This is a genomic window from Veillonella parvula (genome assembly GCF_945949885.1).
Taxonomy (GTDB): Bacteria; Bacillota; Negativicutes; order Veillonellales; family Veillonellaceae; genus Veillonella; species Veillonella parvula_B.
Genome location: NZ_CAMFFZ010000001.1, coordinates 25,161 through 42,799, shown reverse-complemented (window position 1 = coordinate 42,799; position 17,639 = coordinate 25,161). Strand labels below are relative to the sequence as shown.

The following is a 17,639-nucleotide window of genomic DNA, read 5'->3' as shown; positions in this document are numbered from 1 at the left end:
GTACTATGAATATAAAAGGTATACTTCTAGATAACCGCTACCGAATTGTTGATAAAATTGGCGTTGGTGGAATGGCTGATGTATACCTTGGAGAAGATACCTTACTAGGTAGACAAGTAGCAATAAAAGTATTGCATGCTAATTTTGCAAATGATGATGAATTTGTGATTCGATTTAAACGAGAAGCACAAGCGGCAGGTAAATTAAATCATCCAAATATTGTTAATATGTATGATGTAGGTTTTGACCAAAATCTACATTACATTGTCATGGAATATGTAGATGGTGAAACCTTAAAAAAATATATAACTCGTCATGGAAGACTGTCTATAGATGAGGCTGTTAAATTTACTATCGCCATAGCTGAAGGTTTAGAACACGCTCATACAATGGGCATTGTTCATTGTGATATAAAACCACATAATGTTATTATTACCAATACAGGTCGCGTTAAAGTAACTGACTTTGGTATTGCTCGTGCAATAAATGCAACTAACACAGTTATGTATACGAATTCGATTTTGGGCTCTGCACACTATTTATCACCAGAGCAAGCTAGTGGTAAACCGGTAGATGGAAATACAGATATTTATTCACTGGGTGTCGTATTGTATGAAATGCTTACAGGTCGTGTACCATTTGAAGGGGAAACGCCAATTGCAGTAGCATTAAAACACGTTCGTGAGAAGGTAGAACCTCCAACTCGATATAATCCATCAATTCCTCCGCTTTTAGAAGCTGTTGTTATGAAAGCATTATCTAAAAATCCTGCAGATCGATTTGATTCTATCTCTGATATGATCAGTGATTTGCGGTTATCTCAAGGTTTTACGATGGGGAAAACACAACGTCATGAACCATATGATTTTGCTACACAAATGATTCCTGCGGTTGATCCTGAAGCACTTGAAGATCTTAGTACGATTCAAGAAGAACGTAAAGACGAGGGTAAAAAGAAGAGTATGTTAAGTAAAATTGCATCAATTCCACAAAAATACATCGTTCTAGGTGCTGCTGTCATTTTCTTAGTAGCATTTTTAGGTGCTTTCTTAAGCTACGGTAATTTCTGGAGTAATACAACAGTAGATGTACCTAATGTGGTAGGCAAACAAGTTTCTGTAGCAAAAAATATCTTAGAAGATAAACATTTGCGTGTGTCTACAAGTGAAGTCACAAATCCAGATGTGCCAGCTGGTCAAGTTATTTCTCAAACTCCTGGGGCTGGAGAGAAGGTTAAAGAGCAACGAACAATCCATCTTGTGGTTTCTAAAGGTGTAGGCGATATTACGGTGCCAGATTTAACTGATTTAACTGTGGATCAAGCCCGTCAACGACTTAAAGATTTAGGTTTAGTTGTGGGGAAAATAACACAGCAATCTGTAGATGGTAAAAAAGATGGTGTAATCATTGCTCAGAGTCCTTCCGGAGATTCTAAAGTGTCTAAAGGGACAACAATTGATCTCGTTGTAAATAAAGCGAAGGCTAAGAAAGTCAAAGTACCTAATCTTGTTGGTATGACATTAAAAGATGCTCGTGATACATTGAGTAATATTCAACTAGGTGTAAACCAAGTATCTGGATCTGTGGAAGAAAAATCTGTGGTTATAGAGCAAAGTATTAAAGCTGGCGATGAAATTGACGAAGGCTCCACATTAAATCTTACGACTGAGTTCAAAGATGATAAAAAGAAATCTGAAAAGAAAGATGGAAACAGTGGTAATAAAACAACTGGTACTATAGACGTTACTGTACCAGCTGGTTCTAAAAATCAAGAACTTAAAATTGTTGTAAAGGACGATGAAGGTTCTGCCGTAATCTATGATGATACGAATAAACCTGGAGATCGTGTTGTTAGAAAAGTCTCTGGTGTAGGTAATGTACGTATTGAGGTGTACCTCAATGGTGCATTAGTGCAAGAAACTGCATTATAAGAGGTACTATGATTACAGGCATTGTTGTCAAAAATATGAATGGGTACTTTTATGTACAAGATGATATGGGTACCATTCATGAATGTAAGGTTCGTGGCAGACTTAAGCAGGGTCGCTATAGTTTACTTGTGGGGGATCGCGTTACGATTTCAGAGGATGGATTCGTTGAATCCATCCACGAACGTCATAATTCAATGGTTCGTCCAGCAGTAGCTAATATTGACCAAGTTGTATTAGTTGTGGCTGCCCATGAACCAGATATTAATGAGCTATTACTTAATAAAATGCTTGTTATGATTGAACATGCGGATATACCTATCGTGCTATGTATCAATAAATGTGACCTGATGGATTCAGAGACGGAAACTATGGTTGATCTTTATAAATCAATTGGTTATAAGGTTTTGATGACATCCACATATAATATGACAGGCATCGATGATTTACGTCATGTGCTTCAACATAAGGTAACGGCTTTTGCAGGTCCATCTGGTGTTGGTAAGAGTAGTCTTTTAAACGCAGTAGACTCAAAATTTGCCTTCCAGACTGGGGAGGTAAGTGATAAGATTAAACGTGGTAAACACACCACTCGTCACGCTTCCTTATATTGTTTAGATGCAGATTCTTTCATCATGGATACACCTGGCTTTAGCGCTATTGAATTTAATGATGTTTCCCTTGAAAGATTGCCTACATTATTCCCAGAATTTGGTGAATATGTTGATACTTGTAAATTTAATCCTTGCTATCATGAGCATGAACCAATTTGTGGAATTAAAGCTGCTTTAGAAGCTGGTCATATTCATCAAGGACGATATGATGCTTATATGTCTATACGTGATGATATAGAAAGTCAACGAAAGAGGTTTTAATATGATAAAAATTGCACCATCTATGCTTTCCGCAAATTTTGCGATATTAAGCGAAGAATTAAAATCTATTGAAGCAGCGGGGGCTGACTTACTACATATCGACATCATGGATGGACACTTTGTTCCTAATCTAACCTTTGGTGCTCCCATTGTGAAAGCCATTCGTCCATATACAAAATTACCATTTGATGTGCATTTAATGGTTACTAATCCTGGTGATTATGTAGAAGAATTTGCAAAAATTGGTGTAGAATATTTTACTTTTCATCAAGAAACTGTACCTCATATGCATCGTTTGATTCAACATATCAAGCAATGTGGGATGAAGGCTGGTGTAGCATTGAATCCTAGTACACCTGTATCTTTACTAGAAGATGTAGCTGCAGATTTAGATATGATTTTAATTATGTCTGTGAATCCAGGATTTGGAGGGCAATCTTTTATTAAGAATGCCATAAAAAAAGTTAAACAAGCTAAGATATTGTTAGAAGAAGTGGATAATTCAACGGCAGTTATTGAGGTAGACGGTGGTATTAACGATATTACTTGTGTATCAATTAAAAGAGCGGGTGCTACAGTTTTGGTTGCTGGTTCTGCAGTGTTTGGAGCAGAAAATCGTGCAAGTATGATTGAATCCATTCGCAATAATTAAATAATTTAGTTTTAGGTATACTGATTTATGAAAAAATTTAAAGATAGATTTATTATATCGATGATAGAAATACTGAAGTAAATTTAATTAAAATAAGGAGTGAGGCATTCTTTAAGAAATCCTCACTCCCTGCTTGCTTTTACCTTATTTTTTTGTTAAAATTACTGGGTATGAAAAATATGCACGTCAGTGGACTTCGGTACTGTGCCTAATTTTGGGTGACCCGAAGGATGAAGCGGCGGAGGTTAATTAACAGGAGGTGCCACAATGGCAGTAGTATCAATGAAACAATTATTAGAGGCTGGTGTACACTTTGGTCATCAGACTAGAAGATGGAACCCTAAAATGGCGAAATTCATCTTCACTGAACGCAATGGTATTTATATCATTGATTTGTCTAAAACAGTTAAAAAAGTAGAAGAAGCTTACAATTTCTTGCGTGAAGTTGCTTCCCAAGGCGAAGTAATCTTGTTCGTAGGTACTAAAAAACAAGCTCAAGAAGCTATTAAAGAAGAAGCTATCCGTGCTAACATGTTCTTCGTTAACGAACGTTGGTTGGGCGGTATGTTGACTAACTTCAAAACAATTGAAACTCGTATTAAACGTTTAAAACAATTGGAAGCTATGGCAGAAGACGGTACTTTTGAAGTATTGCCTAAAAAAGAAGTTATCGGTCTTCGTCATGAAATGGATAAATTGGAAAAATACCTTGGTGGTATCAAAGATATGCCTAAAATGCCAGGTGCTCTTTTCGTAGTAGATCCTAAAAAAGAAAAAATTGCTATTGCGGAAGCTAAAAAATTGGGCATTCCAGTAGTTGCAACAGTTGACACTAACTGTGACCCAGATGAAGTTGATTTCCCAATTCCAGCAAATGACGACGCTATCCGTGCTGTTAAATTGTTGGCTGGTAAAATGGCTGACGCTGTTCTTGAAGGTCGTCAAGGCGAATCCTTCGAAGAAGCATTAGATAACATGGTAGCTGACTCTGCTGAAATGGTTAGAGACGGTAAAGCTTAATCGTTGTCGTATTAGCATTTGAAAGATAAATCTATAACATATATAATTGGGGTAAGGACTATATCCTTACCTTAATTAATACTAGGAGGAACAAAATAATGGCAATTACTGCTGCTTTGGTAAAAGAATTGCGCGATATGACTGGCGCAGGTATGATGGACGCTAAAAAAGCATTGGTTGAAACTGACGGTAATATCGATAAAGCGGTGGACCTTCTTCGTGAAAAAGGTTTGGCTGCGGCAGCTAAAAAAGCTGGTCGTATTGCAGCTGAAGGTGTAGTACAATCTTACATTCATGCTGGTGGTCGTATCGGTGTTTTAGTGGAAGTTAACTGTGAAACTGACTTCGTTGCAAAAACTGATGATTTCCAAAATTTAGCACGCGATATCGCAATGCAAATTGCGGCTGTAAATCCTACATACTTGAACCGTGAAGAAGTTCCTACTGAAGTCATTGAACACGAAAAACAAGTATTATTGGAACAAGCTAAAGTAGAAGCTGAAGAAGACGTTAAAGCTGGTCGTAAACCAAAACCTGAAGCTGTTTTAGAAAAAATGGTTGCTGGCCGTATCGAAAAATTCTATAAAGAAAATTGCCTATTAGAACAAGTATTCATTAAAGATGGTGATAAAACTGTTACAGACATCATTAATGAAAGTATTGCAAAAATCGGTGAAAACATCAACGTACGTCGTTTTGTTCGCTATGGTTTAGGTGAAGGCATTGAAAAACGCCAAGATGACTTCGTAGCAGAAGTAATGGCATCTGTTGGTAAATAATTAATAAACAATAAGAGAACACCGTACAGTGTTCTCTTATTTTGCAATAGAGGAGTAAAAATATGGCAAAAAGAAACTTTCGACGTATTGTTTTAAAGTTGAGTGGTGAAGCATTAGCAGGTGAACAAGGTTTTGGTATTAATCCTGATGTTGTCGAAGAATTTGCAAAAGAAATTGCTGCTTTAGCAAAATCCACTGATTTAGAAATCGCAATTGTTGTTGGTGGCGGTAACCTATGGAGAGGTTTAGCTGGTAGCAATCAAGGTATGGATCGTGCTACTGCTGACTATATGGGGATGCTTGCAACAGTGATGAACTCCTTAGCATTGCAAGATGCATTAGAACAAGCTGGTGTAGATACACGTGTACAAACGGCTATCGAAATGCAAGAAATTGCAGAACCTTATATTCGTCGTCGCGCTATTCGTCATTTAGAAAAAAAACGTATCGTTATCTTTGGTGCTGGCCTTGGTAAACCTTACTTCTCTACAGATACAACAGCTGCATTACGGGCCGCTGAAATTGAAGCCGATGCTATTTTAATGGCAAAGAAATTTGCTGATGGCGTATATGATTCTGACCCTAAGACAAATCCTAATGCCGTTAAATTTGATGAATTGACATATAACGAGATTATCACAAAAGAATTAAAAGTAATGGATGCTACATCTACAACTTTATGTAAAGATAACAATATTCCTATTATTGTATTTAGCATGGATATTCCTGGTAATATTACAAAAGCTGCTAAAGGTGAAGAAATAGGGACCATTGTTCGAGGAGAATAATTCATATGGAAATTAAAGAATTGTTACAACAAGCAGAAGACCGCATGAATAAGTCTATTGAGGCTTTAAAACATGAATTCGCATCTATTCGTACAGGCCGTGCTAGTGTAGCACTACTTGATAAAGTAATGGTTGATTATTATGGAAGTCCATCACCCATTAATCAAGTTGCGAATATCTCCGTGCCTGAACCTCGCATGATTGTGATTGCACCTTGGGATAAAACAATGATTGGTGCTATTGAAAAAGCAATTTTACAATCTGATTTAGGTTTGAACCCTGGTAATGATGGTGCACAAATTCGTTTAAGTATTCCTCAATTAACTGAGGAACGTCGTAAAGAAATCGTTAAAGTAGTTCATAAAAAGGCTGAAGATGCAAAAGTTGCAGTGCGCAACATTCGTCGCGATGTAAATGAAGCATTAAAAAAAGAAGAGAAAGCTAAAACGATTACTGAAGATGATGCTAAAGACGGTTTAGATCAAATCCAAAAGCTTACCGATGCTAAAGTTAAGCAAATCGATGAGTTAAAAGCAGTAAAAGAAAAGGACGTATTAGAAGTATAATGTTTGATTCTAATAGCCTTATTGGAATACCATGGCAGCTTGCAAAGTCTCGTTTGCAGGCTGCCCATATTCCTTTTAAGGTAATGATTGGTGGATCCTTTAATCGCTTCTTTGAAATTTCAGATAAAGGATTTTATGTGGCACGTATTACAAAGGTTGATGAGTGCTTACATATACTACTATATAGACCAATGATTGCCAGCGACTTCGGAAATTCTATCGAGGTAGACTATGCTAAAGAAATTATTTAACCGTAAACGTTCTGATACGCCTGTCATTGATCGTAATATAATTCCACAACATGTTGCTATTATTATGGATGGTAATGGACGATGGGCTAAACGCAGAGGAATGCCGCGCTCCATGGGGCATCGTGCTGGTGCAGATGTATTAAAAGAAATTGTTATGGCCGCAGATGAGATCGGAATTAGAGCTCTTACGGTATATGGTTTCTCCACGGAGAACTGGAAACGTCCTGAACAGGAGGTTTCTTTACTTATGGCTCTCATAAAAGAATACTTAAACAATAATGTTAAGTATATGCATGAACATAATGTACGCATTCGATTTATTGGTTTTATTGGAGGGCTTTCAGAAGACCTACAAAAAATCATTCAAGATGCAGAATTATTAACTCAAAATAATACAGGCCTTACATTACAGTTAGCGATTAACTATGGTGGGCGTGATGAAATAGTTAGAACTATCCGCGACATTGCAAAATCCGTTACGGATGGCGTTATTACAATGGACAATATTACTGAAGAATATGTAGGTTCTCAATTATTCACTAAAGAGTTTAGTGATGTAGATTTATTAATTCGTCCTAGTAGTGATTTTAGAATTAGTAATTTTTTGTTATGGCAACTAGCCTATGCTGAATTTTGGTTTACCGATTTACATTGGCCAGATTTTACTAAGGAAACTTTACTTGAAGCTGTGGCGGCCTATCAGAAAAGAGAACGCCGATTTGGTGGCTTATGTGATGAGGAATAAAAAATGTTAAAAACACGTGTTATTACCGCTGTTATTGGTTTTATTATTGCCTTAGGGGCCATTACATTAGGTGGATTAGTGTATGATGTGCTAATTACACTTTTAGCTTTATTTGGATGGCGTGAGTTTGTATTACTTAGTAAAGCTAAACGTGTTCGGATATCCATTATATGGGGCTATATTAGCATTTTATTGCTAATGATTGTTCTTGCATGTCATCAATATATTATAGCTATAGCTATTTTAGTATTAAGTTTATTTGCCAATTATATGTTGTGTACATTTGGTGAAACTAAGTACTCGATGTCTAGTGTATCCTTTAGTGTATTTGGTTTATTGTATATTGCTATGGGTATGACTTCATTGCTCTTGATTCGTCATGACTCAATTTACATGAATTTATCAATGCCTTTTGAACTATATAACTGGGGCACTATTACACTTTGGTTATTATTGTTTACTACTTGGGCTAGTGATACCTTTGCATACTTTTCAGGTCGAGCTTTTGGTAAACGTAAAATAGTACCATCCATTAGTCCTAATAAAACACTAGAAGGTTTTATTGGTGGCTTTATCGGCTGTATCCTTACAGGTGCAGTATTTTCGTATATCGTTGGCATTCCTTGGTGGATGGGAATCCATGTAGGTATGATTAGCGGTATATTAGCACCATTAGGTGATTTGTTTGAATCAAAGATTAAACGACTATGTAATGTAAAAGATTCTGGTACATTATTACCAGGTCATGGCGGTGTATTGGATCGCTTTGATAGTTTATTATTTGCGGCTCCTATTACATTAGTATATATATTGCTATTTTCGTACTAATTTCATAGAGGTACACTTATGAAATACCTAAGTATTATCGGCAGTACTGGCTCAATCGGTACACAGACGCTTGATGTGGTGTCTCAACATCCAGATCAATTCAAGGTGGTTGCCTTAGTGGCACATCATAATATTGACCTCTTAGAACATCAGATTAAAGAATATAAACCTTTGGTGGCGGGTCTTGTAGATGAGGGTGCTTTTAAAGAATTACAAGTACGCTATACAGGTCCTACAAAATTGATAGGTGGTAAGGAAGCCCTCATTGCAGCAGCTACAATTCAAGAAGCAACAATGATTGTTACTGCTATTGTAGGTGCTGCGGGAATTGAGCCTACAGTGGAAGCTATAAAACAAGGGAAGACTATAGGTCTTGCTAATAAAGAAACTCTTGTTGCTGGAGGTCCATTAATTACGGCTTTAGCTAAAGAACATGGCGTGCAAATCCTACCTATCGATAGTGAACATAGTGCTATATTTCAGTGCTTAGAAGGACAGAAACGTGACAATGTTGACTCTTTAATCGTCACTGCTTCTGGTGGTCCTTTACGCACATGGGATTCTAGTAAAATTCAAACTGCAACTGCTGCAGATTGTTTGCGACATCCTACCTGGAATATGGGCAATAAAATAACTATAGACTCTGCCTCTTTATTCAATAAAGGCTTAGAGGTAATAGAAGCTCATTGGTTATTTGGTTTTGATTTTGATCATGTTGATGTAGTAGTACATCCTCAAAGTATTGTTCATTCTATGATACGTATGAAGGATGGTGCGATATTAGCGCAAATGGGTAATCCAGATATGCGCGAGCCCATTCAATATGCTTTGACATATCCCAAACGTGAAGTTTTAAGTATGAATCATCTTGATTTTAGTCAAGCTCTACAATTGGAGTTTTTACCTCCACGGTATGACGATTTTCCTGCACTTCGCCTTGCGTATGAGGTGGGACGTGCTAGTGGATTTAAACCTGCTGTATTTAATGCAGCTAATGAAACGGCAGTATATGCCTTTTTAGAAGATAAAATCGCCTTTGGTGATATTTATAAAGTCGTTACTTCTGTTCTTGAATCTATGGAAACAGAAGATGATTTCACATTAGATAATTTATTATCCATCGATAGATGGGCCCGTGAAAAGGCAACATCGTTGATGTTATAGGAGAATATATGATTACGGCATTAGCCACAATATTTGTATTTGGTTTAATCGTGTTTATTCATGAATTAGGCCATTTTATTACAGCTAAGATGTCAGGTATGCAAGTTGATGAATTTGCTATAGGTTTTGGTTCAGCCATATTTAAAGTACAAAAAGGGGAAACTTTATATTCTATTCGTATAATTCCTCTTGGAGGATTTAATCGTATTGCTGGTATGACACCTGACGAGCCTCTTAATGAGAGCTCCTTTTATAATAAACCTGCGTGGAAAAAATTTATTGTTATTTCTGCAGGGGCTGTATTTAACTTTATATTAGCCATTGTACTTTTCTTTGGCCTAAATGTGACTGTAGGAAATCTTACATATACAAATGAACCTGTAATTGGTAACATTATTGCGGGTAGTTCTGCAGAACAGGCTCATTTAGAAGCTAACGATAGAATTATTACGATTGATGGTAAAAAAATTAGTACTTGGGATGATATTCGTCCTAGCTTACAAGGCACAGCAAACCATGGTGTAACTGTTGTTGTAGAGCGTGAAGGACAAACTATAGAGACTACGGTAATACCTAAAATGGAACAAGATAGTCCTAAGATTGGCATCTACCCTAGCTTTACTCGTGAAACTTATAGTATTGGTGAATCTTTGAGCCTTGCTGTTAGTCGGACGGGGCAAACTATTGTTGCTATGGTCAGTGGGATTTACGATATGATTCGTGGCACACAAGCAGCCGAATTATCTGGTCCAGTAGGAATTTCCCAAATGGCAGGTACTATTGCACAATCAGGATTTGCACCACTATTAAGTTTTGCTGCATTCCTTAGTATTAATTTAGGGGTTATTAATCTTTTACCATTACCTGTTTTAGATGGTGGTCACTTGATTATTATCTTGGCGGAAGCTATAACAGGCCGTAGATTACCTGCTAAAGCTCTTATGTATATACAAATGGTTGGGGTTGCCTTAATGGTAGCATTATTCTTATATGTAACAATGCAGGATATTTTCCGTTTACTATAAGACAGATGGGAGATTACAATGATTGTACGTAAACCAACAAATGGTATCTATGTAGGTACAGTTAAAATCGGCGATTATGCACCGGTAAGTATTCAATCTATGATTACTACGGATCCAGTACATACAGAGAAGGCAATTGCAGAAATTAATCATTTAGCAGAGGCTGGTTGTGAACTGGTTCGTGTCGCCGTTCCTACAATGGCATCTGCAAAGGCTTTAAAGGCTGTTAGAGCGGGCATTTCAATCCCTTTGATCGCCGATATTCACTTTGATTATAGATTAGCTTTAGAAGCTATTGAAAATAATGTTGATGGATTGCGCATTAATCCAGGAAATATTGGTGGTGAAGATAAGGTTTTAGCCGTTATTGAAAAGGCAAAACCTAAACAAATCCCAATTCGCATTGGTGTTAATGCAGGCTCTTTACCAAAGCATATTCTCGATGCTCATGGAGGACATCCTACCGCGGACGGTATGGTTGAAACCGCTTTAGAACACGTAAGAATTTTAGAAAAACTCGATTATCGTCAAATGAAATTATCTATTAAAGCAACGGAAGTACCTCTAATGGTGGAAGCATATCGTAAGTTATCTGATAAGATTCCTTATCCGTTACATTTAGGTGTAACAGAAGCTGGTACTATTAAACAAGGCACTATTAAATCTGCTATGGGGATTGGTGCATTATTGCTCGATGGCATTGGTGATACATTACGGGTATCCTTAACTGGAGATCCAATTCACGAAATTGAAGTAGGTAGAAGTATTTTAAGTAGCTTAGGATTAAGAAATTTTGGGGCCACTATGATATCTTGTCCTACATGTGGTCGTTGCCAAGTAAATTTATTTGATATGGCTGGTATTGTAGAAGAACGTCTAGCATCCATAAAAGCGCCTATTAAGGTTGCCGTTATGGGGTGTGTTGTAAATGGTCCAGGGGAAGCGCGTGAGGCCGACTTTGGTATCGCTGGTGGTGATGGTCAAGGTATCATTTTCCGTAAAGGGAAAGTTATTAAGACTGTACCAGAAGCCGAATTAGTAGATACATTGTTTAGAGAAATTGACCAATATTTAGAAAATTTAGATGAGGAGTCTTTATGTTAGCCACTAAATTATATGCACCTACATTGCGTGAGGTTCCATCTGACGCTGATGTAGTAAGCCAACAGCTTATGCTTCGCGCTGGTTTTATGCGTAAAACTGCAAATGGTTTATATAGTTTTTTACCATTGGGTTGGAAAAGTATTAAAAAGATTGAAGCTATTGTACGTGAAGAAATGGATCGTGCTAGTGCTCAAGAAATTATGATGCCAATTTTACAGCCTGCAGAAATTTGGAAAGAGTCTGGCCGTTGGAACGCATATGGCGCAGAAATGATGCGTATCAATGATCGTCATGATAATGAGTTTTGTCTAGGACCAACACATGAAGAGATGATTACAACCCTCGTTAAAAATGAGATTAACTCATATCGTCAATTACCAGTCAACTTATATCAAATTCAAAGTAAATTCCGTGATGAGCGTCGTCCACGTTATGGCTTGATGCGTAGCCGTGAATTCATTATGAAAGATGCTTATTCTTTTGATGTAGATGAAGCGGGTTTAGATGAATCCTATAAATCTATGTACGATGCATATACACGTATTTTTACACGTTGTGGTCTTACATTCCGCCCAGTAGAGGCTGATAGTGGTGCAATCGGTGGTAGTGGTACGCATGAGTTCATGGCCATTGCTGAAGCTGGTGAAGCTGATATCGTATATTGTACTAAGTGTGATTATGCAGCTAACATTGAAATCGGCAAGCCTGGTATCATGAAGCAAGACGAAGAAGTTTTTCATGAGTTATCTGTTGTGGATACACCAAATGCGAGTTCTATTGAAGCTGTGGCAGACATGTTAAATTTACCATTACATAAAACTATTAAAGCGGTGGTATTTTCTATTGATGGTAAAGTGGTATTAGCCATTGTTCGTGGTGACCATGAAGTAAATGAAGTCGCTGTACAACATGCCGTACTTGGCTCTGTAGAGCCTGAGATGGCTACCCCTGAAGAATTGGAAAAAGTAGGTTTAACAGCTGGCTTTATCAGTCCTGTAGGATTACAACAAACAGATGAATTTGCTATCGTTGTTGATGAATCTGTTATGGAAACTTACAATGTTTGTGGTGGTGCTAATAAAAAAGATGCTCACTATGTTAATATCAATCCAAAACGGGATTTTAATGTAGAAGACATTATTGTTGCTCCAATTCGTTTGATCACGAAGGACGATGTGTGTCCTAAATGTGGTGGTGCTTTAGAACATGCTAAAGGCATCGAAGTAGGTCAAGTATTTAAATTGGGTACCAAATATTCTGAAGCATTACAAGCTACATTCTTAGATCAAAATGGTCGTCCTAATCCTATGATGATGGGTTGCTATGGTATCGGTGTATCTCGTACATTAGCTGCTGCTATTGAGCAATATCACGATGAAAATGGTATCATTTGGCCACGTTCTATCGCTCCATTTGAAGCAGTTATTGTGCCAATTAATGCAAAAGACGAAGCACTAATGTCTACTAGTCAAACTATTTATACTGCTTTACAAGATGCTGGTGTTGATGTATTGTTAGATGATCGTAAAGATCGTGCAGGCGTTAAGTTTAAGGATGCTGATTTGATTGGTTATCCACTTCGCATTACGGTAAGCAAAAATACTCTTGAAAATAATGAAGTAGAAATTCAAATTCGTAAGTCTGGAGAAGCACTTCCTTGTGCTATTGATTCTGTAGCCACAAAAGTCACAGAGTTACTTCAAAACTTATAATAAAATTGCGATTTTAGTGTATGCTCACTAGGGTCGCAATTTTTCTTTATAAACTTGAATTAATGGACTAAATCAGTCATAATTAAATGATAGGATATTTATAATGGGAGGTAGTATATGCTTGTAGATTTTCATATGCATTCCGTCTTTTCAGATGGTGTTGAAACACCTAGGGATTTGTTACGCCACGCCTTAGACTGTAATGTGTCTATGATGGCTTTAACTGATCACGATGAAATAGATGGTATTCAAGCATTACGTGCTGCTCAAAAAGAATTAGATCCTAATGAATCTGTTAAAGTCGTAAATGGCTGCGAGTTTAGTGCTGATTATAAAGATAATTCCATTCATATTTTAGGGTATTGTTTTGATGAAACTAATAAAGAATTAAACGATTTTATTACGTTCTTTAAAAGGAAGCGTGAAGAACGTATCGATGAAATCATTAGACGTTGTAATAATGAAGGCTATCACATTACAAAAGAAGAGCTCATTAAACAATTTCCTGATACAAAAGCCTATGGGCGTCCACATATTGGTAAACTTTTAATTGATGGTGGTTATGCTAAGGATGTTAATGATGTTTTTAAAGGCATTTTACGAAAAGGTAGTCCTTGCTATGTGCCTAAGGTAAAAGTAGAGGTTCATCATATTATCGATATCATTCATAAAGCGGGTGGACTTGCCGTTATGGCTCATCCTAAATTGGTTACCAGTGATGAATATGTGTTGGAAATGTTAGATTATGATTTTGATGGTATTGAGGTATATCATTCAAAACATAATGATGATGATGTAGAAAGATATAAAGCATTAGCTAAGGATCATAGCCTCTTTATTACGGGTGGTTCTGATTATCATGGGATTCCAGAAAAAAAACCTGATAAGTTTGGTGATTACTTAGTATCCGGTGAAGATGTATCAGAATTTATTAGTTTGTTATAAATATGAGGTAGACTATGGAAGTCATTGCATTTGTAGGTAGTAGTGGCACAGGTAAGAGTCATCGTGCACTCGTAGTTGCTCATGAAAATAAAATTGAATGTATCATCGATGATGGTATTTTGATTCATGATAATAAAATCGTGGCTGGCTTTTCTGCAAAAAAAGAGTCTAGTCGCTTAAAAGCTGTTCGGCGTGCTATTTTCCAAGATGAAGTGCAGGTTAAATCTGTACGTGAACAACTAGATAAGATTAAACCTAATAAGCTTATGATTATCGGCACCTCTGATAATATGGTTAAGAAGATTACTAAAGCTTTGGGGCTACAAGAACCTGATCGATATATTCGCATAGAAGATGTTGCAACACCCAAGGAAATTGAAAAGGCACAACATGCACGCCTTAAAGAGGGTAAGCATATAATTCCTGTGCCCACAATGGAATTAAAGCCACACTTTAGGGGGTATTTGATTGATCCAATCAAAACGATGTGGCGCCGCCGTACTTTAAAAAAACAAGATCAAGATACATTAGGTCAAATTGGTTCTGAAGGATTTGAACGTTCTGTTGTACGGCCTGCTTTTAGTTACTATGGTCGACTCACATTTGACGATGAAGTAATTATTAAATTGATTAGAAATGGGTTAAAAAAAGTAGCTGGTGTCGATGAGACCAGTATAATTTCTTTTAAAAAAAGCGACAAAGGTCAAAACGGTCTTGTTGTTGATATGGCTGTAGTTATTGAACATGGATATCCTGTTAAACCATTGATGCAACAGGTACAAAAATCTGTTCGCAATGAAATTGAATATATTACCGGCATGTCTATTGAACGTATGTCCATTAAAGTTAAGAATATTATTGAAACAAAACGTAAGATTGTTAAAGTATAGGAGTTAGAATGAAGTCTTATTATATTTACACCTATGGTTGTCAAATGAATACCGCCGATTCTGAGCGCTTATCCCATCAGCTAGAGTCTGTTGGATATACGCCAACAGATGAAGTTGAAACTGCAGATTTAATTCTGTTAAATACTTGTGCAGTGCGCGAAAATGCAGAAACTAAAGTTTATGGCCGCATAGGTGAACTAAAAAGACTAAAACGTAATAATAAAAATTTGATTATCGCCGTTACAGGATGTATGGCTCAAAAAAATCAGGCAGAAATGTTTAAACGAGCTCCACATATTGATATTGTATTAGGTACTCATAATATTCAACATATTAATGAGATGATTGAAGAGGTACAATGCGGTCACACGCATCAAATCAACGTAGATATGGATAACTCTGTATTACCTGAATTAGAGGCAAAACCAAATGGTTCTTTTTATGCATGGGTACCTATTATGAATGGTTGTAATAAATTTTGCACCTATTGTATCGTTCCCCATGTACGTGGTAGAGAAATTAGCCGTCCTGTAGAGGCCATTGTTAAAGAGGTTACAGACCTAGGGGCTAAAGGATTTAAAGAAATCACCTTATTGGGTCAAAATGTAAACTCTTATGGCCTAGATTTTAAAGATGGTACAGATTTTGGTACATTAGTTGATGCTCTTGATGGTATTCCTGGTATAGAACGTATTCGCTATATGACAAGTCATCCTCAAGATATGAGTAAGTCTATGATTGATGCTCTTGGTAGGTCATCTAATATTGTGACGCATTTACATTTACCTATTCAATCTGGTTCCAATCGTATTTTAAAGAAAATGAATCGTCATTATACGGTAGAGCATTATAAAGAATTGCTTTCTTATTGCCGTGAAAAAATAAAAGATGTGGTGGTGACTACGGATATCATCGTAGGTTTCCCAGGAGAAACTGAGGAAGATTTTCAAGCTACATTACAGTTATTAAAAGATGTACGCTATGATATGGCTTATACGTTCATCTACTCTAAGCGTTCTGGAACGCTAGCTGCGACTATGGATGATCAAATTCCTGAAGAGGTTAAGCGTGTTCGTTTACAGACATTGATGGATGTACAAAATGAAATTTCTTATGAACTAAATAAACCTATGGAAGGACAAGTATTTGATATTATTATAGAGGGACCAAGTCCTCGTGATGAAGATATGTGGTTCGGTCGTACGTCTGGTAATAAAATGGTTTTATTCCCAAAAGACGAGTCCTTATCAATCGGTCAAACTGTACCAGCTTATATCGATAAAGCTCAAACATGGGTTTGTTATGGTAATATTTTAAAATAAACGATTAGAATTAAAGAGAACTCGTCACTATTATGTTAACTCTAAGGTTAGATTTTTTATCTAAAATTAGTGTGCCAAACATATGGTGACGATGTTCTTTTTTATCATAGATACTGATTAGAAATCATGTGTGTTATAATAATAGAATAATATAAAAGTTGTATATTGATGACTTTCATAGGTATGAACACCATTTAGATATTGTATTTTCTATAAAGAAGGTGTAACTATGAATTTAGATTTAAACGCTGTAGGCGAAACGGCATTATTGACACTATATGCGAGAGCGAAAGATTACGAGTCTGAACAATCCGTATTGAAGGATAAAAAATCCTTGGAGATTATAAATCAGATTGAGTATGATTTTGATCAATTTAAAGATGTTAAGATGTCCTATTATGGTATTTTAGGACGGGCTAAAGTTATTGATAATGAGATACGAAAGTTTATATCTCTTTATCCAGATTGTATCGTCGTATCATTAGGTGCCGGTTTAGATACTATGTTTTATCGAGTCGACAACGGTTATATTGATTGGTATAATATCGATTTTGCCGGAGTGATTGAGGCACGTTCACAATTTTTTGAGCCTCATGAACGAGTACATAACGTAGTGAGCTCTATAACTGATGAATTGTGGACTAAAAATATTGAGATAAATGGCCGAAAACTATTGCTTGTTAGTGAAGGGGTAGTTATGTATCTTACACTGGATGAAATGAAGCAATTCTTAGGCTTACTGACTGATTCTTTTGAAGAATTTACCTTATATCTTGATATGATTTCTCCTTACGTGGCAAAACGTAGTAAACAACATGATATGCTCAGTAAAATGGATGTTACTTTTCAATGGGGAACTAAGGATGGTCATGAAATTGTAATTATGAATCCTAAACTTAAACAAACTGGACTGATTAATTTTACAAGAAGTATGTTGTCCTTAGCGCCTATTGTTTATAAATTGTTGTATCCGTTCATATATTTGTTCAATAACCGCATGGGTATATACGAATATAAGCGAAATCTGTGATATGACTCATAATAT

18 protein-coding genes are annotated in these 17,639 nt (G+C 36.5%); all 18 read left to right on the top strand.

The window, feature by feature from the left end:
* Nucleotides 1-5: 5 nt before the first annotated feature.
* Nucleotides 6-1,931 (top strand): Stk1 family PASTA domain-containing Ser/Thr kinase, encoded by a 1,926-nt coding sequence (pknB, locus tag Q7O55_RS00200; protein ID WP_303927715.1) that lies wholly within the window; start codon nucleotides 6-8, stop codon nucleotides 1,929-1,931.
* A gap of 8 nt (nucleotides 1,932-1,939) precedes the next feature.
* Complete coding sequence (gene rsgA / locus Q7O55_RS00195; protein WP_303927526.1) at nucleotides 1,940-2,803, top strand: ribosome small subunit-dependent GTPase A; 864 nt, start codon at nucleotides 1,940-1,942, stop codon at nucleotides 2,801-2,803.
* Nucleotide 2,804: 1 nt separating this feature from the next.
* Complete coding sequence (gene rpe, locus Q7O55_RS00190) at nucleotides 2,805-3,455, top strand: ribulose-phosphate 3-epimerase (RefSeq protein WP_303927524.1); 651 nt, start codon at nucleotides 2,805-2,807, stop codon at nucleotides 3,453-3,455.
* Between the two features lie 267 nt (nucleotides 3,456-3,722).
* The gene (gene rpsB, locus Q7O55_RS00185) at nucleotides 3,723-4,475 is read left to right on the top strand and encodes a 30S ribosomal protein S2 (RefSeq protein ID WP_004695687.1); all 753 of its coding nucleotides are present in this window, start codon (nucleotides 3,723-3,725) and stop codon (nucleotides 4,473-4,475) included.
* Nucleotides 4,476-4,573: 98 nt separating this feature from the next.
* Nucleotides 4,574-5,254 (top strand): translation elongation factor Ts, encoded by a 681-nt coding sequence (gene tsf, locus Q7O55_RS00180; RefSeq protein WP_004695689.1) that lies wholly within the window; start codon nucleotides 4,574-4,576, stop codon nucleotides 5,252-5,254.
* A 62-nt stretch (nucleotides 5,255-5,316) separates the two neighbouring features.
* Nucleotides 5,317-6,042, top strand: a complete 726-nt coding sequence (gene pyrH / locus Q7O55_RS00175; protein ID WP_004697414.1) for a UMP kinase — start codon at nucleotides 5,317-5,319, stop codon at nucleotides 6,040-6,042.
* Between the two features lie 5 nt (nucleotides 6,043-6,047).
* On the top strand, nucleotides 6,048-6,608 hold the full coding sequence (frr, locus tag Q7O55_RS00170; protein WP_004695693.1) for a ribosome recycling factor: 561 nt from the start codon (nucleotides 6,048-6,050) through the stop codon (nucleotides 6,606-6,608).
* Nucleotides 6,608-6,859 carry a hypothetical protein gene (locus Q7O55_RS00165; RefSeq protein ID WP_004697100.1) on the top strand — a complete coding sequence of 84 codons (252 nt, stop codon included), beginning with the start codon at nucleotides 6,608-6,610 and terminating at the stop codon, nucleotides 6,857-6,859. The genes frr and Q7O55_RS00165 overlap by 1 nt, the downstream gene beginning before the upstream one ends.
* Complete coding sequence (locus Q7O55_RS00160; protein WP_303927521.1) at nucleotides 6,840-7,604, top strand: isoprenyl transferase; 765 nt, start codon at nucleotides 6,840-6,842, stop codon at nucleotides 7,602-7,604. Before Q7O55_RS00165 ends, Q7O55_RS00160 begins: the two co-directional genes overlap by 20 nt.
* 3 nt (nucleotides 7,605-7,607) lie before the next feature.
* A complete protein-coding gene (locus Q7O55_RS00155; protein WP_303927520.1) occupies nucleotides 7,608-8,432 on the top strand; it encodes a phosphatidate cytidylyltransferase in 825 nt (274 codons plus the stop codon).
* Between the two features lie 18 nt (nucleotides 8,433-8,450).
* Entirely contained in the window at nucleotides 8,451-9,596 is a 1,146-nt protein-coding gene (locus Q7O55_RS00150; RefSeq protein WP_303927519.1) for a 1-deoxy-D-xylulose-5-phosphate reductoisomerase, read from the top strand.
* Nucleotides 9,597-9,604: 8 nt separating this feature from the next.
* Nucleotides 9,605-10,621 carry an RIP metalloprotease RseP gene (rseP, locus tag Q7O55_RS00145; RefSeq protein WP_303927517.1) on the top strand — a complete coding sequence of 339 codons (1,017 nt, stop codon included), beginning with the start codon at nucleotides 9,605-9,607 and terminating at the stop codon, nucleotides 10,619-10,621.
* A gap of 18 nt (nucleotides 10,622-10,639) precedes the next feature.
* Entirely contained in the window at nucleotides 10,640-11,725 is a 1,086-nt protein-coding gene (ispG, locus tag Q7O55_RS00140) for a flavodoxin-dependent (E)-4-hydroxy-3-methylbut-2-enyl-diphosphate synthase (protein WP_004695704.1), read from the top strand.
* The gene (locus Q7O55_RS00135; protein ID WP_303927516.1) at nucleotides 11,719-13,437 is read left to right on the top strand and encodes a proline--tRNA ligase; all 1,719 of its coding nucleotides are present in this window, start codon (nucleotides 11,719-11,721) and stop codon (nucleotides 13,435-13,437) included. The genes ispG and Q7O55_RS00135 overlap by 7 nt, the downstream gene beginning before the upstream one ends.
* A 117-nt stretch (nucleotides 13,438-13,554) precedes the next feature.
* A complete protein-coding gene (locus tag Q7O55_RS00130; RefSeq protein WP_303927514.1) occupies nucleotides 13,555-14,382 on the top strand; it encodes a PHP domain-containing protein in 828 nt (275 codons plus the stop codon).
* Between the two features lie 14 nt (nucleotides 14,383-14,396).
* The gene (locus Q7O55_RS00125; protein ID WP_303927512.1) at nucleotides 14,397-15,272 is read left to right on the top strand and encodes an Asp23/Gls24 family envelope stress response protein; all 876 of its coding nucleotides are present in this window, start codon (nucleotides 14,397-14,399) and stop codon (nucleotides 15,270-15,272) included.
* Nucleotides 15,273-15,280: 8 nt separating this feature from the next.
* The gene (gene miaB / locus Q7O55_RS00120) at nucleotides 15,281-16,594 is read left to right on the top strand and encodes a tRNA (N6-isopentenyl adenosine(37)-C2)-methylthiotransferase MiaB (RefSeq protein WP_303927511.1); all 1,314 of its coding nucleotides are present in this window, start codon (nucleotides 15,281-15,283) and stop codon (nucleotides 16,592-16,594) included.
* Between the two features lie 229 nt (nucleotides 16,595-16,823).
* Nucleotides 16,824-17,624 carry a class I SAM-dependent methyltransferase gene (locus Q7O55_RS00115; RefSeq protein ID WP_303927509.1) on the top strand — a complete coding sequence of 267 codons (801 nt, stop codon included), beginning with the start codon at nucleotides 16,824-16,826 and terminating at the stop codon, nucleotides 17,622-17,624.
* The last annotated feature ends 15 nt before the right edge of the window (nucleotides 17,625-17,639 follow it).